Consider the following 20,087-nt stretch of genomic DNA (forward strand, 5'->3'; position numbering starts at 1 on the left):
CCTTCCATTCAGGCTAAATGCTCTGATTCCGGGCCAGATAATCCAAAAATGCCCTGCAGCCCTCGTCAATGTCCTGATAAGTAGTGTCAAAATCACCTGTGTGCCAGGGATCTGCAATGTCCCTTGGTTGTTCCGAAAAATCCAACAGACGCCATACCTTTTTCTGACTGTCACTGCCCAGTATCCGCAGCATGTTTCGAATGTTCCACTGCTCCATGCCGATCAGGTAATCGTAATTGTCATAGTCGCTCTTTTTAAGCTTTACCGCATATTTTCCATCCGTGGAAATCCCATATTCTCTTAGCTTTTTTCTTGTTCCGGGATGAACCGGATTGCCGATTTCCTCGGAGCTGGTGGCAGCGGATGCGATGTAAAATTCCTTGGCAATGCCCCTCTCCTTTACCATATGTTTCATAATGAATTCTGCCATGGGGGAGCGGCAGATATTGCCGTGGCAGACGAATAGTATTTTTATCATGATTTCTGTATCCTTTCCTAATTATTTTAAATTCCTGCAAATCTTGAATATATCAGCAATTTGTATTTTTCTTTCTTATAGTACCTCTTGCAAAAGGTGATATTCTTTTGCATAACTTTTTCACTGGAAGGTGCAAATCCAGGTGCACAGACATCTGATTTGCACCTGGATATTTTCAAACCTCTGAATGAAGATAATTTATTATCTGCCGTCTTTCCTCATTCTCCTGAGATTCTTTTTACTTCTACACTTGCTTCATCAAATCCAAAATGTGTATATGTATTAAGTGTAACCCCGATCTCACTGTGCCCCATAATGTATTGCAACGTCTTCGGATTCATTCTTGCTGCCGCCATTCTACTGCAAAATGTGTGTCGGCATACATGCGGCGTCACTTTTGGCATTTGTATCTTATAGGTACGTTTATATTTTTGACATATATGCTGAAAGTATTTCTCCCAATGCAGCGCAACCATTGGCATATTATTCTTATCAAGCCAAAGAAATCCTGTATACCCGTCAATTATTGGCTCCACCTTTGGATTCACCCTAGCCTGAATAATTCTTCTAAAACATTCCGCAACCTCCCTTGTCATGGGAATCTGCCTGATGCCGCTCTCTGTTTTAGGTTCAACATCTGATACCCCTTTTCATGGTATCTCTGTAATTGATGATCTACGTTGATCTTCATTCCTTTAAAATCAATATCACTCTTTGTCAGCCCTACAAATTCGGATATGCGAAGCCCTGTATAAAACAAAATATAAATACCATCATAGTATTTCTTAAAATGTGCTCTTCAAATAGCCACTTTTTGCGGACAACAGGGCCGCATTTCCCGGACAGTCCGGGCCATATTAGGCGGACAGGTTGGAGAGATCAGCAGGGCTGGGGTATCCCACCCTGCTAATCAGTATTAATCGTTGTCACTCAAGGCTATGTCCTCTCAATCAGTACGGTAAATCCTGTAGTCAGCCTTCGCCGGATTCCGTCAAGCTTACCGTAGCACTCCTTCTCGTCACTCAGCTGGTTTCTCCACTCATCTGGTAAATACTGACAGGTGAAGAGGGTGGAGGTTCCAAGGTCATCCCGAAGCTTTATGAGATGGTATAGGATCTTGATCCCTTCCTCGGAATACCGGCTGATAGCGAAGTCATCAATGAACAGCAGCTGGATCCGTGCATAGTATCTGATCCTCTTACGGTACTTATTCAGATCTTCCTGCCGGTTGAGAACAATCAGTTCGTCCAGCAGATCACTATAGTCTACAAACTTACAGCGGTAATTGCACCTGCATGCTTCTACACAACAGGCAAACAGGAAATAGGACTTGCCGGCACCGGTGACTCCATAGACCCCCACATTCTGCCGATTCTCAGCAAAGTGGAATGTCAGAACCCGTTCAACAGTGGCATCATTATAGATGCGCCCGTTACCGGTTTTCAGGTTCTCAGCCACAGCCCCTTTGGTGATCAGGCTGCTGAGCCGCAGATTTGTTTCAAACCGTTTATTGAGGGTTTCTATATACTGAGGCTCCAGGACTTTCACGAATGAACTGCAAAGCGGTATAGCTGCCGAATTCAGGGCTTTCAGACAGTTCCGCAAAGCGCTGGGCAGCCACCGGCAAAGATAGTGTGTCCAACATCTCATAGATATCGGTAGTCTCATTCTTCATTGCCAGCCTCCGTTTCCTGACGCTTCAGCAGGTTCTTAAGGGAATACTTGCTGTCGTCATCTTTGTAAGCACCGGACACGGCTGTTGCAGCCTCTTCTTTGGGTTTGCTCTGTGGTACCGTACTCTGCGCTGGCTCCTTATGGTAAGTTGAGATTGTGTTGCAGATATAGGAATAGTTGCATTTCCCGGCTAAGACAGAGTCTTTACAGCAACGTTCCAGGGCTTCCGGTGAGTACTTTTCCAGCATATTTCTGAATGACTGCATCGATCAAAGCACGGATGCTGGGGCCGATAGCGGACGCTTTCTGCTGGAAATAAGGTCCCGTCCAATAGCCATAGTCTTTGTATTCGGCGGGCATATCCGAGGGGATGATCACCCAGTCTTTCGGCGTGTAGCTGCGCTTATGCGTCCATGGTCAGCCAGCCTTCCGGATGACTGTCGCAGCAAATTTAAAAAGTAATAAACCAAAGTCCCCCAGAGATTTACTGGGGGATTTCATGTTTTGTAAAGGTACGGATGATTACCTACTTACTACAGTCTGACCGGACTGAATCAATCAGTCCGGCATTTTCATTTATCTATACTTCTTATTTTCAATTCTTTAAAACAACAGTTATGCAATATTAAAATAGTCTTCCTCATAAATTATCCTACCCCCTCACTAAATAATTTCCTTTTCCTCAATCCATTTTGGTAGCGTATGAGATAACCTGATTGCTTCACCATTTCGAAAAATAGCAAAACGCCGAAACTCTTCTGTATTATCATAAAAAGCTGCTAAGTCACAAATTTGCAGAATCTCTTTTAAATTTCGGAAAGTTTCTAAATAACGTTTTTCTATATCTGCTTCTGGGATTCCGTGTCCACCTTTACTTACTCTCTTTTTAACTCTTTCTTTTGCGATCTCAACACTATCTACACCTACATAATGCAATTCAATAAAATATCCCAGTTCTTTTGCTTTACTGATATTTCTTTGGATGGATTTTCCACATAATGTAGTTTCTTGGTTGAATGAAATCCCTTCCATCAAATAATGATTAAGCAGCTGAACCGCTTTTTTCCCTGCCTTCATCAAAACAGATGTATCCTGCCAATCTCCCATTTTTTTCACGATTTCATCAGTATTGATACGCGGCATATCTTTTAAAATGTCCAGCGTCTCATAAAGTGTAGATTTACCAGCGCCATTTACACCCGCTATCAGTATATATTTCTTCATTAAAAGAGATTCCTTTCAATAACTTCTCTCTGTTTTCTTTGAAGCAGAAAGTCTCCTACTACTTGATAAAATTCTCTCTGTTCTTCCGTTTCCGCTTCCATAACTAATTGTAAAGTATCTTCTGGCTTTAATCGCTTTATTTCCTGATATAATTTTTCATATTTTTTTACATCGCACATAACAATTCTCCTTGCTACTTGCATTTTCTTTTATCCTTATTATAACAAGCTCTTCTCAGTTCTACAACTCCTGTTTCCGCTACATCTTATGACCTCTTCCTACACCAATGCCAAAATCTATCAAATAAAAGCCCTTTCTATGATATAACGCAAATCAAGTGTAAACATCTTCATTCTGTTGGCATAAACTCTTTAAAACCGTATCTTTTATACTTATGGTTCATGTTGTCAAAACACCCTGCTTTATCACTTCTCAACTAATTAATTTATACTAAGCTGCTTCTCCAACCAAGAAATCACGATACCACAATAAGGCGTAAACATTTTTTGTTCTCTGGCAATGAACTAGCTTTACAATTTAAATTTAAAGTATCTTCTACGTCTGTTCTTATCCCTTTATCATTTGACGTAATATAACCATCTAAAGTATAACGGATTTTTCTAATCGAGTAAATGTCACGAGGATCTACGGTCAGCGGAATATTCCCTCTATGGGCATCGCAGGTCTTATCTTCCACTTTTATTCCTGGATGAAGGCTGTTCCCATAGCATACCCCCAGCATACTTTTATAGTCTAATGTATTTGCTGCATGATATGTTCCGCTTTTGGGATGTCTGGCACTGTAATGCTCAATTCTTACGTCTTCCGGGGGCTTTAATCTTACACATACAATATGCACACAGTCCTTTTTGTTCCTCCCACATTTGCCTGCGAATATCTTCACGTGGTTTCGATGGTAATTCTTCATATGATGCTTCCTGATTGCTTTTCCTATACTGTAATAGACTATCCGGTTCCTTCCCTCTCCGAATTAATATCACTGTGATTCCTCTTGCATTTTTTCAAAATCCAAAGTTACTCTTGCCCCACTTATTTCAGGGTCTGTATTTCCTATAATTTCTTCAATTTGATTCAACAATTCTTCTGCCTTCTTTACTTCTCCCATAGGTTTGCTCTGCAGGCATATAAACTTGTCCATTATCAAGAATCCGAATGTGCTCTTTCTCAACAGAATGAATGACAGCCGGAGCATATGAAGTGACAATAAACTGTACTTCCGGAAAAACGCTCTGCAGATCATTCAATATAGTCTGCTGCCATTCAGGATGAAGATGCAGGTCAATTTCATCAATCAAAATAATGCCCGGTGTCTTCTCCAGTACCTTCTCTCCCAGCTGAGGATTTAGTACTGCCATTCGGTAAGCTATATCGCTGATCACACTTAATGTATTCTTATATCCATCACTCATTTCATTAAGTGAAAATCTACATTTTTCTCTGGCATCATTTGTGTATTCCATTATGATCCGATGTGTATCAAGATCAAAAGAGATTTCAGGATCTTTCGCCCCACTAATTTTCTGAAAACATCTGCACACAGCTTTTTCAACTACTTTTAATTGTGTTATTTTTTCTATATTTCCAATCTTTTGCTGACTCTGCAGGCTTTTCAATGTCATTTTCTCAAACCAGTTCAGCATCATTTTTTCATTTGACTCGGCTGCCATACAGTCCAGGTATCCCACCTGGCGGTTAAATTTTTGAAGGGCTTTTAAATTTCTCTTTTCCTTTTTCTGGGCATAAAGCCTTCCTGTTCCATAGTAGGATAAAATAGGCAGAACAATTTCCGTATCTCCTATCATAATCTGTTTCTGCATCTGCTCCGCAATATCAATAATCTGACGGGCATCTTTTAATGTCGTTTTCCCTCCCGCTGAATTTAGAGAACGTGTCCATTCCAAGTCCTTTTTACCATTACATATGCCATATCCCGTAATTTCTACTGGAAATTGGTGCTGTGAATCAATAATGCCATCTAATTCATAAAAATTATATTTCGCATCTTCCTTCAGCATATTTCTGCTTGCAGTCCCCTCAATACCACACAAAAAAGAACTGATTGCTATTGCTATTGCATCCAGTATTGTGGACTTCCCAGCACCATTCTTACCGACAAACAATGTCAAATGATTATCTAAATCAATATTTGTATCCTTAAAACATCTATAATTTCTAATGTGGAGCTTATTCAATTCCATTTTTTTGCACCGCCTCACTTCTTATAATTGTGGTCTGCTCTAATCCAGTTGTTTGCACATCCAGTTAATGCTCCAATCCTTAGTTTCAAAAAAGTGCTTTATTGCCATAAATCTGGAATCATATCGTAACTTTCCTAACCTCACATCCTTTCGAATTCTTTCACTTTTTTTAACAGTTCTGTCAACATATCCTTTTCTTCAAGTTGTCGCTTTAACCTGAGATTTTCACGTCTTAGACGCTCTAATTCATCCACCTCATCATCTGTCTTATGATGACCTCGTTTATCTGTTAATGATTCTTCTCCGTTGACGTCATATTTCTTTACCCATGAATAAACCTGACTATAAGAAATATCATAAAGAGCTGCGGTATCTTTATAATTACGATTATGGTTAATACAATATTCAACGATTTCTTTACGTTCTTCGATAGTTGTTTTTCTTCTTGCTTCTGCCATATAGACCTCCCGTTTAGGACAGTAGTCCGTAAGTTCTCTATTGGCATTATAACATTCAATCCACTTGAGAAGAACAGAGTCAGAAGAAATATTATATTTGGCGCATATATCAAGCAAAGAACCCTTTCCAGAAATATATTCTTCAACACACTTGGTTTTGAAATCTCTTGAATAAGTGCAGTTACTTTTACCTTTTATAAAAGCTTCTATTCCGTATAACTCATATTTTCCAATCCATTTATATATGGTATCTGGATTCATTTTATAAATCTCTCTTAAATCCGAATGATTTAATTTACCTGACTGATATTCATTAATAATCTTTTCTTTTAATTCTGGACTGTATCGTGGTTTGGCCATAAAAATACCCCCTTAAGTAGATTTTGGTTATTTACCTTGTCTACTTAAGGGGTATCATATCACAAATCCTGCTTTCTTCTTTCTGTCATGCCTTATTTTTCTACCCTCTGTAAAGCACAGTTTGTATGTTGCCGTGGCAAATAATTTGTCGTGTGATTTAGGTAATGGATACCCTCTACTTCTCATTTTAAATCTTGCCACCTCCATTTGCTCTCAAAAATCTGAATGCTGCATAGAAAAAATTTCTTTCTGACGCTCAATCTCTGCTTTCAACTGCTCTTTTGTAGGCAAATAAGTCAGATATTTTGATATAAACAATCGGTTATTATCATGAAGTACTGAATATCTGGCAATATCCTCATAAGTTTCTGAACACAATAAAATTCCAATGGTGGGATTATCTCCATGCCCTCGCTTTAAATCATCATATATACGCACATACATATCAATCTGTCCCACATCCTGATGAGTAATTCTTCCCATCTTCAAATCAATTAGGACATAGCACTTAGGTTCAATATTATAAAAAACGTGATCTAAATAGTAATCCGAAGTTTCCGTTATAATATGTTGCTGACGAGCCACAAACGCAAATCCTCTGCCCAATTCCATCAAAAAATCTCTAATATGTGAAAGAATAGCAGATTCTAAATCTCCCTCTAAGTAAGTATCCTCATTTTTGAATCCAAGGAATTCTGCAATCACCGGACTCTTGATAAGTTAAACTGATTTTTCTGAAGTTCTGCTGTTTTCTGCTTCATTTCTTCAATTACAGTCTCTTTTTTCGGCGCCTGAAGTAGCCTATAATAATATTGCGTACTGATATTACGATCTAAGGTTCTAGAACTCCAGTTCTCGACAACAGCTTCTTTCATATACCAATAGCGTGCATTTTCGTCTGCATCTGGCCTATATCCTGATGCTTTAATCGTCCTATTTTTAAATTAAAGAGTACAAAGCAACGTAATAGACGATTAAAAAACACCAAATCTACTCTGTAATGCTCATCTTCAAAAGTGAATCTCACTTGTCTTCCAACAAAAGTAAATCCTCTTCCTAATTCCAGCACGAACTCCTGTAAATGATCAATTATCTTTGTTTCCAAATCCGTTTCTGAATATTTTACAAGTTCTGGCAAACCCGTAAACCCTATAATATATGTGTCTTTCAATCAATCTTCAGGTTTCTCAATTATTTGTCCTTCTGTTGATAACCGCTCTACCCCCTCTTTGTCTCTGCTCAATGCTAACCGTTCATATAATGCACTGTCATATTATCTTCCCAGTTCCTTTACGCCCCATCCATTCCTAACCGCCTCTATTCCATATAAGCTTCCTGCCATCCAGCAATTTTGCTGCGAAATTTCTTCCAGTCTTTCTCCGAAAATCTAATCATTAATCACAACACCCCTCAATCTTTGTGCCACACTTATCACATACTCTTTCTATAGCAGTTATCGTCATGTTCAAACTTCAGGAATTTCCGCATCTGTTCATGGTTGATTGCCTCTCTCCTTACGCTGTCATTAAACACCACCCCGGCAAGCTGAAAGTCAAGTTTCTACAATCACATTTGCACCGCATACTACGGTCTCGATACATCTCTATTTCACTATAAATGATTCGTTCCTGTAAAACAATATCCAATTTTATGGTTGCAAGCAAGTCAGAATCACGCTTATCATCATTTCCTTTTCTTCCGGATTAGATTCTGCAATCACAATGGTAAGAGCCACAAGGATATGATCATCAATCGTTTTCTATCCTAACTTTCCACATAATGCATCATAACCTTCTTAATATCCAAATACTGCTCAATAATCTGATGCGGCCCGCCCTTAAGACCTCCAAACTCTTTCTTAAGATCCAGATGAAGACCGCTGACTTTATTCCCAGGAAGCAAGAGCGCACTGTACGTTTTTATTCCTTTCGCTCCATATTTATAGCTGTCAACAACCATATTGTATGTAAATTGTTTGTAATTTAACTTATTCGGTTTATAATAATATTTAGAATCAAAAATATATTGTTCCCCTTTTTGTATCCCGTAATGGTCCAGCATTATCTTAAAACCATTTACAGAATTATCAATCTCGAAGGTAGCCTTATTAAAACTTACAGGCGATTTGGACAATGTCTCATCAAATACGATGCTGTCCCCGGACGCCTCTATTCCCGCAAAGCAATCATTCAGGTACTTATGAACCATAGCCTCCCATATTGCATCAAAGTAATTAATCTTTAAATGAATGGCACCTCCGTGTTTCAGGGAGTCGAACTCTTCAAAAAAATCAATCAGTGATGAAACCAGCTTTTTATGGATATCCTTAAATATATGGTTCCTTGTTTGATAGAGTGTTCTCAGCACATAGTCCCTGTTTCTAATAAAATCCTGCTCTTTATACTGCCCCGTTATGGGTTTGATTGAAAGAAAATAAGGGAAATTTCTTATTGTATGGTTGATAACGAAAATCATACAGTCACTGATAAATGCACTCTTTACATTTTTCTGTTTTGAATAGAGAGGGATATATACTATATTTCCTCCGCTGACAATTACATTAGAGCGCTGTATAGTGTGTTTCCACGATATTTTCCCCTTTTGACCAGCTGTTACAATATCCTCTTCTTCAAAATAAATCCCATACTTCGTATAATAGTCATACACATCAAAAAATGCCTGAAAAGGATAGTCCGACTCATATTCCTCTATGCTCCCAAGATATCTGTCTGCTTTTGCTTTCGATTTGGTGCTCTCTGTATATTTACGAAGCACTTGAAAGAGAAGCAAGATATCTTCATCTTTTACAGCCCCGGTCTTGTTTCGTATGGATAATTCGCTTTCACTAAAATAATGTTTGGGAAAAACAGCCAGAGTTTCCTTATCATGAATTACGAATCCCACAAAATCATAAACAGTCCGTTTCTCCTTCTTGATAAACCGGGTATCTCCCGGATGCAGGGATATCTTAACTGTAGGATCTTGTATCACATTTTCACTGTCCTGTCCGTATAATATTCGCATTTTTAACCATCCCCTTGCGCTCTTACGGGTTTATAACACCCCGGCTTTCCACTTATCGATACAGTCAAAAAACGTATCACTAAATATTTTTTTGTCGTTTTCAAACAGATCATAGAGCTGTGCAAAGTTTGAAACCGCATCATCGAACAGCGATACCTCCGATTTGTAGGAGGACTGCCCGATGTCAAACCAAAGGTAATGCAGCAACTTGTTTTTTACCTGCTTTTTATGGTCTGCCCAGCCTGTGCTCGTGTCAAATTCGATAAAGAACTGCCCGATCTGCTTGTCCTCCCCCAGGCCCAGCCACTTATCTGAGGAGATGAAGATATTTAATACACCATATAAATCAGTCCACATTAGGTCAATAGTTTTGCTGCCGTCAAAGAGAGCTATATTTATATTATTTTTATAAGGAGTCCCCACTGGTTTTGTGCTGATATACTCCCACTCAAATCTTCTCTTAAAAGCAGTATCCATAACATAGACATTTTGATCAGAGGTATTTACTGTTCCCAAAATAGACAAATTCGGAGGCAGCTTCACCCTGTCATCCGTTAAAGCCAAAATGTCTATTGCAATCATCTCATTGTTGATAAAGTATTTGCTGTACCCTTTATCCATTCCTGTCTTCTCTCTGTCTAGCAGCTGGAAAATATCCCCGAAAATAGCCGCGCAATTTCCTCTGGACATCTCCTCTAAAATGAGATATACCTCTTTGGAGGTATCTTCATACGCCTTTTCAATGGCCCGGGTAAAGACTCCTTTTGAGAAGGCGTAGGTAATATCCCCCTTGGATGGCCCGCTCTTTATCACAGTAGGGAGAAGTTGTCCCACAAAATCACTGTATGTGAAATCAGGATGGAAGGTGATACGAAAGATATACTCATCAGGAATCCCCTTTCCGGACAACATGTGATCGATCTCGTGGCTTTTTCCGGTGCCCGGTGCACCATAATATATTGTCTGCATTTTCTTTTCCTCCTATTTGTCCGCTTTCTCTGCAAAGTCCCGAAACGCGTTCAAGGTTTTATTACCGCGTTTTAATGTGTTGATTTGAGACAGATCAAACCGGTACCCCTCCGCTTTTGCCAAATAAGCTGCAGCATATGCCTTTAATGCAAACCAATAAGGTTCATTGTTTACATGGATACCATCCTTTAATCTTGTCGTTAAAAATGTTATCACCTTTTTTGCCTGGTCCAAAGAAAAGAACTCGTTGCATCCTGATTTATTTACTTTTGCAACCATGTCGTCATAATCAGCTACCGTCTTTATCTTCGGTTTCATACCATGGGACACCAGAACCGCATCTATGTTTCTGTCATACACATCCACGTAACGAAATCCAAGAATTTGACCACTGACGATATTTACCGCCGTAGCCGCTGTTAATCTGCACTCATTCAGGTTAATGATATAGACCGGCCTGTTGGTAATTCTTATGTCTTTTGAGTGATTCAATTTTGGTGTTATACCGGACATGACCGGAAACACTTGCTGGGCCAGCACTCCGGACCTCGTTTCATATTTGGGAGGGATAACAAACACATAGGCAAGAACCGTATTGTCCTCATTCTTAATCAAACCAAAATAGGTATTGGACTGCCCATACATCTCTACCGTTTTATTAAACATAAATTCTGTAATATTCAATTTTTCGAAGGCTGTATTTAACTTATCCACAGCCACTTCCATTAAATCCATATAGTCTGCAGCTCCAATGCTGTTCCAGGCATTTTTACTGTCTGCGGAAGATGAAATAAACTTATTTTCCAGATCTTGCGAAAAAACCAGTCTGTGTTCCATAATTTCACCTCTCAAAGTTTTTTATCAGCACTTCGTTCTTTGCATATCTCCACCCCGTAACACCTGCTTTAATGATATGAAACTGATGCTGAGCCACCCAATTTAGCAAAATCTCATGTTTCTTGCCTTTGTGCTCCACCACATTGGATAATATAAATTTTTGCCCATTGCTGTCAAGCCCGGTTAAAATGTCCAGCAATTCCAATTCCTCTTTGATGGTCCACCCTTTTCCCCCGCGCCTGCCATCATTATAGGCCGCGTTTGTTATATAATACGGCGGGTCGAAATAGAACACGGTATCGCTCGGAAATGATTCCCAGTCCAGGTTGACATAGTCCTGATTGATAAATTCTACCTGTTCACACTTGGCCACAAAGTGCTCTATTCTGCTTTTCATGTCATCACTGTATCCGGCCACTCCAATGGGTGTGTTGAATTTCTGGCTATTATTAAACCGGATCATATTTTGGAAGGCGTACATGTGCAAAACGAAAAGTTCCAGGCAAGTGCCCTGGAAATTGTAGTAATCTCTCAATTTCTTATACGGTTCTTCCAGCCCCTTGCCCAGTTGGTACTCATTGATGCAGCGCTCCACGCTTTCAATGATGTCCGATTTTTCAGACTGTGTCAGCCACCGTACTGTCTCGTATATGCGCCTGTCTATTTCATTATAAACCACCGTATTTGTAGCAAAGATATTCGCCCCCACATTAAACGCTCCGCCCAGAACATCCACAAAGGTATCGACCCTTGCCGGTAATTCCCGGTTAATCTTTTCAACCATGGTATCTTTGCTTCCGGAGTAGTTGAGGGGAGATTTATTTACCGATAAATCCTTTTTAAAATAAATGATCACTTCGTTTAGGTTCCTTCCGTTGCCCTTGTTACTGGAACGGTGATTTTGATATTCCTTATAATCAAAATGCTCTACGTGAACCTGGTGATTCACTGCAAATACCTCTGCCAGTTCCACAAGCTCTTCCAATGGTACCAGCCCCTGATTACTATAACTTATAATGACGTGCGTGAATTTGATCTGTCTGAACAAATCTTCAAACTGCGTTTTTGCACCTAATCTTCTGGCATACAAAGAGTTTTTGTCTCCTCTTCCCCTCTTGCCGCCAACCCCGGCAATATTCGGATAGTCGTACTTGGCAAGTGTCTCCAAAAGGTGATAGGCTGACACATATTGGGTGACGGTGTACGGGGGATCTATGTACGCAATGTCTCCCTCTATACGCCGCACCAGCTGGTTCGTATCCTCTGAGTAGGATACAAAACCGCGCAGCCCGTTGGTCTCGTTCATTGCCAGAGGTTCGATTATAAACTCATTTAAGGCCCGTGAGTCCCAGAATTTAAAAAACGCCTCATAGGTTCCCGAAGTATTTGAATATCTTGTGACGCTTTCTAATAGAGAGGCAATCAAAAAATTATACTCATCTTCATCTATAATTCTGTTGTTCTTCAGCTCTTCAATACTTTGACGAATCCCATCAATTCTTATGCCATTCTCTTCTGTAAAAAACATTCTGTCTCCAACTGGAGTATAGTTATTGTAAATAAAATATGTGGAATTAGGAGTATACTCCTGATGGTTCAGCCATTCGTAAATATCCATATGGTATCTGTCGTTAAATCTTCGAAACCGGGGAGTACTGGAATATTTTAATTTTGCCTTGCTCATAACGGCTGAATAGTACAAAAAATCGTTCGTCAATATATTATAGCGGTCTTTGAAAAAGTCTCCCACACATCCTGTTCCTGAAAACAAGTCCGCAAAGGTATCTCCCTCAATATGATATTTATCAATGACATCCTGAATTGCTGTCAATAGTTTCACTTTACTTCCAAGGTATCGCATTAATAAAAAGCTCCTTATCCATCATTTGTGCATACATTCACCACGATTACATTCTATAAGCTCCCTGCTCATACCCTGCTATTCCTTCTGATATCTCTTTGCATCTGCTCTTCTAATGTCCGTGGATGCCTATGCGCTACTCTATTATACCCTACAACCATTTTTTATGCCAGTGCAAAGCCATCACTTTCCCATGCCAATGCCATAACAACCTTGCCACCTTCCTGAATGATCAAATGGTGCAATGAATGGCATACTCTTCCGATTCCATTTTCTGTTTTAAAACATAAAAAGAGGCCATTGCTTCGGTAGATTAATTATCCACTTTTACAACAGCCCCTAATTTAAAAGCAGTATAGATTCTTAATAAAGGTAGGTCTTATATCCCCCCTCTTAACACCTCCGCCGCCGGAACATAGTCATACCCATATGCCTCAGCCACGGACGCAAAAGTAATTTTTCCCTTATATACATTCAAACCCGACCTCAGCCCTTCATCTGCTGACAGCGCCTCCTCCAGTCCTTTGTCCGCTATATTTAACCCGTAGCCCAAAACCGCATTGTTCAGCGCAATGGTAGATGTATTTGAAACAGCTCCCGGCATATTTCCTACGCAGTAGTTCACCACTCCGTCCCTGATAAAGACCGGATCATCATGATAGGTCACATGACTGGCCTCACTGCAGCCACCCTGGTCAATGGCCACGTCCACAATAACGGCACCCTTTTTCATATACTTCAGGTATTCCGCTTTGATCAGCTTTGGTGTCACAGCTCCCGGAATCAGTACTGCGCCGATTACCATATCCGCATCCCTTAGACAGGCCAGGATGTTCTGAGGTGTTGAATACACTGTATTGATCTTCCCCTGATAGATGTCCTCCAAATACTCCATTTTGTCTATATTAATATCCAGAACCGTCACATCCGCGCCCATGCCCACAGCAATTTTTACGGCACTTGTCCCAACAACTCCGGCTCCCAGGACCACCACCCGGGCCCTCGGTACGCCGGGGACACCTGCCATTAGGACACCCCTGCCACCATACGGTTTTTCCAGATATTTGGCACCCTCCTGCACACTCAGCCTCCCCGCAATCTGGCTCATGGGCTTTAAGCAGGGAAGCGCTCCGTTTCTGTCCTTAATTGTCTCAAAGGCTACTCCTATACATTTGATCTTAACAAGGGCATCTGTCAGCTCTTTGTCCGCTGCCAGATGCAGATAGGTATATAGAATCTGGCCCTCATGGATCAGGGGATATTCCGGTTTTAGTGGCTCCTTCACTTTTACAATCATTTCGCAAGAATCAAAAACCTCCTTGGCTGTGTCTAAAATGATACACCCTGCCTCTCTGTACAGCTCGTCCGTAAAGCCGGAACCTTCCCCTGCCCCTCTTTGCACGTAAACTTGGTGACCATGTTCCGCAAATGCCTTTGCAGAATCAGGAGTAAGTCCGACTCTGTACTCATGTGCCTTGATTTCCGTTACGGTTCCTATCTTCATAATGATCCTCCTCTGACAATTGTTTACAAAGCATACTACTTAAATGGAATCCAAATTCACTCCTGCATACCTTGCCCACTCTTGTTTACTCTTTTCCAACGCCGCTTCACTGGGTTTCTCTCCAAAAACATACTCTATGATCTCTCCTGCCTGCCCCAGCAGCATATTAATTCCATAAATAATTTTTAATCCGCAGGCATCTGCCTTTTTAATAATTCTAGTTCTGGGAGGATTCGTGATCACATCCAGTACAACCGCATGCCCGGGCAGATTCTCGATAAAATCCACATAGTCATAGTCTCTCCCTGACCCCTTGAACCCCATTGACGTACACTGTAGCATCAGATCCTTATCCCTTGCCGCGGCATCCAGGTTCTCCCTGGTCATTTCCATTGTATATATTTCCATTCCTGATGTGTTCTTTCTCAGAATGTCTGCCACAAAATCCGCTTTTTCCAGAGTTCGGTTTACAATGGTCAGCTCACGTACTCCCGCCAGAGCCAGCTCTCTGCCTATGACACCAGTAATGGCACCCGCACCCAGCATCAAAACTTTGGCTCCTTTCATCTTCACCTTATTTTTTTGGAGGGCAGCTAAGCATCCTTTTCCATCCATACCTGTCCCAAAGGTCTTTCCGTTTTGGATCTTCACAGTGTTAACAGACCGAAAAATTCTGGATGTCTCATCCACTTCATCCAGCAGGGGAATGATTTCGGATTTGTAGGGCATGGTTACCACAAGCATTTTCAGGTCCATCTGTTTGGCTGCTTCGAGATACTCCTTAAGTGTTCCCCTGGGCACCTCCACAGGCCATAGTATGCAGTTTAGATCTAAGTCCTCAAACAGCGGATTGTAAATATAAGGCGTAGACGGTGCCTCAATGGGACACCCGATATTAGGCACCAACCTGGTCTCTTTGTTTAACTTTAGATATTCAAAATTCATCTCTACCTCCTGAATAGTTGGCTGTATAGCTGTTCTTTCTTCATGTTGCCGTATAAAATGGAATGCTGCCGCACCCTGACTAGGCTGCGGCAGTCTCCTTTTTACAGGGCTGCTATCTCAGCAGCTGCCTTTAAAAATTTATCTACATCCTCCGTGGAATGGCAGTGCAGCGGAGATACCCGGATGATTCCGTCCAGGCCAAAGGGATGCAGGGAACGGACAGAATAGTAGTTTCCGTCATTTCTGTCATATACAATAACCCCTCTCTTCTGAAACTCGGCGACTGCATCCGTATAATTTATATTATCAAAGGTGAGTGCCATAATAAAATCTCTATTCTCAAAATCCTCTCTGTCAAAATGAACCTTGGCGTTGGGGATATGTCTCAAACCGGGGACTTCTTTTGTTCCCTCCAGGGTGTGATACATCAAAGCCCGTTCCTGCAACTCAATATGCATCATTCCCTCCTCCCAAAGTTTGCGCCGGTCTGTCTCATCAGTGAACTGGGAGCCCAGCCAGCACACGTAGTCCACAATTGCGGTGGCAGTTGCAAGCATAGCTGGCGCAGGGCCTCCGATTTCCCAGGGGTCTCCCAGGTTTCCGAAGATTCCGGGATGGTCCAGCCTGGCCAAACGATCGGATAGATAGGCTGCACCGAAGCCACGGCATCCGAATATTTTATAGGCAGCAAAATTTACGGCATCCAGCTCTACTTCCTGAACATCCACCAAGCCGTGTGGCATATGCTGTACGGCATCGCTCACAATGTACACGTCCTGTTTTTTCGCCCTGCATAGCTCCACGATCTTTTTCATATCCATCACAGCTCCAGTATGATTCGATGCATACATACAGGTAACTAAGGCCGTATCTTCATCCACCATAGCTGCGATTTCCTCCGGAATAATACTTCCGGTCTGTTTATCCGGCGCACATACACGCACTTCCATCCCGCGCTTGTTGGCATAATATCTGACAGAATCGTACACAGAGGGGTGCTCCAGTTCGGTGGTAACCACATTTTTTCCCTCTACATTTTCCAGGATGGTACGCACGATAGTAAACATCGCTTTTGAGGAAGAGGTCTCATTTAAAATCTGTGCGTATTTGGGGGCATTGAACATAATGCGCAAATCTGCAAATCCCCCTAGCGTCTTTTTTCTCAGAGCTTTCGCTCTTTTATGCTTACGGGAATCACAGTCTGGAAAGCTATCCAGCTCTTGATAAATCTCGTTTACTGCTTTCAGTCTCAAAGATCCGCCTGCGTTTTCAAAGAAAACACGTTCCCCTGCTTCCGGGTCTGTATCAACATTTAAAAACCTTGATTTTACCTCTTTTTGAAGCTCTTCTGGGAATAGTAATCCCTGTGGGTAATCTTTTTCTTTAATCATTTTCTTACCTTGCCTTTCCGATGCTCAACCGCTTCTATCTCTATTTTCATTATTCTTTTTAATCAAAAACTACCTTGCCCTCGTCCAGAATTATCTTTCCATCCACTTTGATGGTTGGATTCTTGAACATCATATCAATATGCAGGTTAATATCATTCCCTGACTCATTATTTCCCAGCGCCACGTGCACAGTTCCCATACATCCCTCATCTTCCAGCATTCTCCCGTTTAAGCTCGCATCCGGATTTAATCCGACGCCGATCTCACCGATCTGGTAAATTCTGCGGTCCCCGATCTCTTCCAATACCTCTTCTAAGACCTTAGCCTGTGGGCCTCCGGAAATCTTTGTGACAAAACTGTCCTTAATTTCTACCCGGATGGGTTCGGCATCTGTAATCAGCCCGATCCTGGGATGGGTGATGGAGCCGTCCACATACACCACACCATTGGCAGTGTAAGGCATGGCACCTGTGGCACATTCGATGTCTGGGGGTGAAGAAGTTTTTCCCGGTTCGAGTGTCATTCCATACTGTGGAAAAACCTTATGCCCTTTTATGCTGGCCCGGTAATTAGTCCCGATTGCTGAGGTTATTTCACAGATGTCACCGCCTTCAAACCCCTCTGCAATCTGGTCCACATATTTCATATTTGCAGGGAAATCTGTATAGAGTCCGCCAGACTCCAGCATAGCAAAATCATAGTCACAGCAGTTCAGATCCCTCGCCCCCGCCTCACACGCTTTCATTCTTGCCGTGCTGTGGGAAAGTGATAAGGTGGTGCATCTAAAAATAACATCTGCTGCCAGCATTGCCGCTGCCACAGTTGCAGTGGGTTCTTCTCCGTGCATCTCCCTGTGGTTCATAAGAATAAGAGAGCGTTTTGGAAATCTCTCTGCAGCATCCCACATGGCCATACCGATATCCAATCTGGTATCATCTGTAACAATTAAAATTTCTTCTTCAGGCTGGCAATTGGAGCAAACGGTTAATAGTGTTTCACACGCTTTGTAAATCTTTTTTTCTGCCATTTTTGTTCCTTCTTTCTTTTCTAATTGCATTGTTATTTGGTCTCTCTATTGTGAATATTTTACAAAAGATGCGGGCCGCCACTCCCTAACTTCTCGTTAAAATAAATTCACCAATCTCATTAATCCCGTGGTCTGAGGTCAGAATATGTACCTGGTCTTCTTCTGTGAACACTGCAATCTGGGCAATGCCCAATCCCTCCCGGATAACTTTTGAATCAAAGGTAAATCCTCCCCCTGTCCTATTAAGCCGGTGTATAGAAATCTCTTTTTTCCCTCCCCGGCTGCATCCGATTACGTAAAATCCCCCTAAAAGCTCTCCCATCCACACCACATGACCAAATTCCATAGGGTAGCTAAATACCTTCTCATATCCCATCCCGTCCATGCGGTAAACAGCAAGCTCATTTCCATGGAATGGCTGTATGACCGCCATCTCCTGTTTTCCGTCTCCGTCTATATCAGAGAGCCACATATCACTTGTTGGTATCGCCATCACCTTACGGATCATCCACGTCCCGTCCTCAATCTCCCTTAACTCAAAAACTCCCTCTTCAGCACCTACCAATATGCGCTCTTCTCCATTTGAATGATCAAGATACATTCCATGGTTTTTGTGAAGTCCAAGTAAAATGGGGTTTGCTGATACCACGCCTCCAGGTACTCGGGGGATACGTATTTCGTATACAGCTCCGGGACTGGACCAATCCTCCACAAATGACTTTTCTCCGCAAAGAGTAGCGGCAATGATTTTTCTGTTTTCCGGCTTTCCAACCAGAGCAATCCTGTGCACAAAGGGGAGGCTGCATACCACCTGAACTTTGCAGGCAACAGTGGCGTTGGGTGTTGGTATCATCTGCACATATACAATCTCCGCCTCCTCTGATCGAAATACCGGATAAAATTTTCGGATAGCTAAGAAAGCACCCTCCTGTTCCGGAATGGGTATAAAGCTCATAATTCCTCCGTCAATACCGTCCAATGGAAAAACTGCTTTAGTCTTACTGCTGATTAACACATACCCACCGCATTCTGCCTCCGATCCTGCCAGGTAATACATAATTCCGCTCAGGCGAATGGCTGCCACCGCATATCCTGCTTCCATCTTTGCCAGAGAAATTCGGTTCACTCTTAACATTTTGTCCACCTTCCTTAATAATGGATTCCCGCAAGATCAAAGGTTGCCATCATAAATTCCCGGCACATCTTTTCTTTTTCCCAGAGATCATCTCCCGGATGGGAGCGCACTTCAAGGGCACAGTAGGTATTTCTGATCCCCGGAGTAGTCTCATAGCCTGCGGCGTGCCTCACTACCTCTGCACCCACTTCCGGAGTCAAGAATCCCCAGGTCTTGAATTCCGGTGCACGCCCTACATCCATGTGCAGATCCCCAAAGCAGGGATGGCTCTCATCCGCAATACAATTGCACAGATGGAACTGAGCCAGATAGGGCTGGGCCAAATCTAAAGACGCAATCAGGTCGATTTTACCCAGCACTTCATGTGCGCTGTCCCAGTGAATATAGATGTTGGGGTTTACCTTCTGCAATCCTTTAAACCATTCAGCCACCTCTGGCATAGGACCAATCAACTGCTTCTTGTAGGCATACCGGTCCAGAGGCTCCAGAACCATGTGCATCCCCTCATTCTTACTGATTTCCTCATGAATTGTGGTAAGGGACTCGAAAAGCGCTTTTTTCTGCTCCTCCTTCTGCTCCTCCCCTAAATAATCTCCGGAAGGAATCCCATAATTAGCAGTTCCCATCTCCGGAAGCATCTTGGCCATTTCCACTGCATAATCTACAGATTTTTTACGCAACTCCGGATCAAGGCTGGAAAGATTTAGCTTGTTCCTTAACAGATAGGGTGTTGCCCAGGTTGTCAACTGGTAATTATTCTCCTCCACTACCTTTCGGATTCTGTCCCGGTACTCCCTCTGAAAAAACATTCCAAGCTCAATCCCCCTGTAAAACTCCTTTTCCGGTATCTGCTCCACAACCTCTGTCATTCTCCGTTCATCGTCCGTTATGGGCATAAACATTTCAAAAAGATGGGCAGACGGCAATATTTTCTGCATATTTATTCCTTTCTCAGCGATATCTGTGCTGTATATATTCATT

General features: G+C 41.9%; 22 protein-coding genes. All 22 read right to left on the reverse strand.

Translation table 11 applies throughout. From position 1 onward, the window contains the following. Nucleotides 1–13 precede the first annotated feature (13 nt). Nucleotides 14–478, reverse strand: a complete 465-nt coding sequence (locus tag AC0THY_RS01040) for a low molecular weight protein-tyrosine-phosphatase (protein WP_489992625.1) — start codon at nucleotides 476–478, stop codon at nucleotides 14–16. Between the two features lie 218 nt (nucleotides 479–696). Beyond that, nucleotides 697–1,074 carry a tyrosine-type recombinase/integrase gene (locus AC0THY_RS01045; RefSeq protein ID WP_489992626.1) on the reverse strand — a complete coding sequence of 126 codons (378 nt, stop codon included), beginning with the start codon at nucleotides 1,072–1,074 and terminating at the stop codon, nucleotides 697–699. Between the two features lie 340 nt (nucleotides 1,075–1,414). Further along, on the reverse strand, nucleotides 1,415–2,128 hold the full coding sequence (locus AC0THY_RS01050) for an ATP-binding protein (protein WP_489992627.1): 714 nt from the start codon (nucleotides 2,126–2,128) through the stop codon (nucleotides 1,415–1,417). Nucleotides 2,129–2,142: 14 nt separating this feature from the next. After that, complete coding sequence (locus AC0THY_RS01055) at nucleotides 2,143–2,400, reverse strand: hypothetical protein (RefSeq protein WP_489992628.1); 258 nt, start codon at nucleotides 2,398–2,400, stop codon at nucleotides 2,143–2,145. 415 nt (nucleotides 2,401–2,815) lie between these two features. Beyond that, nucleotides 2,816–3,376, reverse strand: a complete 561-nt coding sequence (locus AC0THY_RS01060; protein ID WP_489992629.1) for an ATPase — start codon at nucleotides 3,374–3,376, stop codon at nucleotides 2,816–2,818. After that, nucleotides 3,376–3,555 carry a hypothetical protein gene (locus tag AC0THY_RS01065; protein ID WP_489992630.1) on the reverse strand — a complete coding sequence of 60 codons (180 nt, stop codon included), beginning with the start codon at nucleotides 3,553–3,555 and terminating at the stop codon, nucleotides 3,376–3,378. Before AC0THY_RS01065 ends, AC0THY_RS01060 begins: the two co-directional genes overlap by 1 nt. Before the next feature lie 296 nt (nucleotides 3,556–3,851). Further along, a complete protein-coding gene (locus AC0THY_RS01070; RefSeq protein ID WP_489992631.1) occupies nucleotides 3,852–4,304 on the reverse strand; it encodes a hypothetical protein in 453 nt (150 codons plus the stop codon). Between the two features lie 69 nt (nucleotides 4,305–4,373). Beyond that, on the reverse strand, nucleotides 4,374–4,502 hold the full coding sequence (locus AC0THY_RS01075) for a hypothetical protein (protein ID WP_489992632.1): 129 nt from the start codon (nucleotides 4,500–4,502) through the stop codon (nucleotides 4,374–4,376). After that, nucleotides 4,459–5,595: an AAA family ATPase gene (locus AC0THY_RS01080; RefSeq protein WP_489992633.1), complete on the reverse strand. Its 1,137-nt coding sequence runs from the start codon at nucleotides 5,593–5,595 to the stop codon at nucleotides 4,459–4,461. Before AC0THY_RS01080 ends, AC0THY_RS01075 begins: the two co-directional genes overlap by 44 nt. A gap of 140 nt (nucleotides 5,596–5,735) precedes the next feature. Continuing rightward, nucleotides 5,736–6,413, reverse strand: a complete 678-nt coding sequence (locus AC0THY_RS01085; protein WP_489992634.1) for a transposase — start codon at nucleotides 6,411–6,413, stop codon at nucleotides 5,736–5,738. Nucleotides 6,414–6,626: 213 nt separating this feature from the next. Then, nucleotides 6,627–7,118 (reverse strand): PDDEXK nuclease domain-containing protein, encoded by a 492-nt coding sequence (locus AC0THY_RS01090; protein WP_489992635.1) that lies wholly within the window; start codon nucleotides 7,116–7,118, stop codon nucleotides 6,627–6,629. A 166-nt stretch (nucleotides 7,119–7,284) separates the two neighbouring features. Then, nucleotides 7,285–7,584: a PDDEXK nuclease domain-containing protein gene (locus AC0THY_RS01095; RefSeq protein ID WP_489992636.1), complete on the reverse strand. Its 300-nt coding sequence runs from the start codon at nucleotides 7,582–7,584 to the stop codon at nucleotides 7,285–7,287. A gap of 593 nt (nucleotides 7,585–8,177) precedes the next feature. After that, the gene (locus AC0THY_RS01100; RefSeq protein WP_489992637.1) at nucleotides 8,178–9,437 is read right to left on the reverse strand and encodes a hypothetical protein; all 1,260 of its coding nucleotides are present in this window, start codon (nucleotides 9,435–9,437) and stop codon (nucleotides 8,178–8,180) included. 30 nt (nucleotides 9,438–9,467) lie between these two features. Continuing rightward, a complete protein-coding gene (locus AC0THY_RS01105; protein WP_489992638.1) occupies nucleotides 9,468–10,406 on the reverse strand; it encodes an AAA family ATPase in 939 nt (312 codons plus the stop codon). A 12-nt stretch (nucleotides 10,407–10,418) separates the two neighbouring features. Continuing rightward, nucleotides 10,419–11,243 carry a hypothetical protein gene (locus AC0THY_RS01110; RefSeq protein WP_489992639.1) on the reverse strand — a complete coding sequence of 275 codons (825 nt, stop codon included), beginning with the start codon at nucleotides 11,241–11,243 and terminating at the stop codon, nucleotides 10,419–10,421. A gap of 4 nt (nucleotides 11,244–11,247) precedes the next feature. Further along, nucleotides 11,248–13,104, reverse strand: a complete 1,857-nt coding sequence (locus AC0THY_RS01115) for a DNA adenine methylase (RefSeq protein WP_489992640.1) — start codon at nucleotides 13,102–13,104, stop codon at nucleotides 11,248–11,250. Between the two features lie 379 nt (nucleotides 13,105–13,483). Further along, nucleotides 13,484–14,608 (reverse strand): alanine dehydrogenase, encoded by a 1,125-nt coding sequence (gene ald / locus AC0THY_RS01120; RefSeq protein WP_489992641.1) that lies wholly within the window; start codon nucleotides 14,606–14,608, stop codon nucleotides 13,484–13,486. Between the two features lie 39 nt (nucleotides 14,609–14,647). After that, nucleotides 14,648–15,553 (reverse strand): shikimate dehydrogenase family protein, encoded by a 906-nt coding sequence (locus AC0THY_RS01125; protein ID WP_489992642.1) that lies wholly within the window; start codon nucleotides 15,551–15,553, stop codon nucleotides 14,648–14,650. A gap of 101 nt (nucleotides 15,554–15,654) precedes the next feature. Beyond that, on the reverse strand, nucleotides 15,655–16,944 hold the full coding sequence (locus AC0THY_RS01130; protein ID WP_489992643.1) for an aminotransferase class V-fold PLP-dependent enzyme: 1,290 nt from the start codon (nucleotides 16,942–16,944) through the stop codon (nucleotides 15,655–15,657). A gap of 58 nt (nucleotides 16,945–17,002) precedes the next feature. Beyond that, entirely contained in the window at nucleotides 17,003–17,971 is a 969-nt protein-coding gene (locus AC0THY_RS01135) for an aminopeptidase (RefSeq protein WP_489992644.1), read from the reverse strand. 85 nt (nucleotides 17,972–18,056) lie between these two features. Beyond that, nucleotides 18,057–19,106, reverse strand: a complete 1,050-nt coding sequence (locus AC0THY_RS01140) for a hypothetical protein (protein ID WP_489992645.1) — start codon at nucleotides 19,104–19,106, stop codon at nucleotides 18,057–18,059. A gap of 14 nt (nucleotides 19,107–19,120) precedes the next feature. Further along, a complete protein-coding gene (locus tag AC0THY_RS01145) occupies nucleotides 19,121–20,044 on the reverse strand; it encodes a sugar phosphate isomerase/epimerase family protein (protein ID WP_489992646.1) in 924 nt (307 codons plus the stop codon). Between the last annotated feature and the right edge of the window lie 43 nt (nucleotides 20,045–20,087).

This window comes from Ruminococcus sp. 8Y-12, from assembly GCF_058119865.1.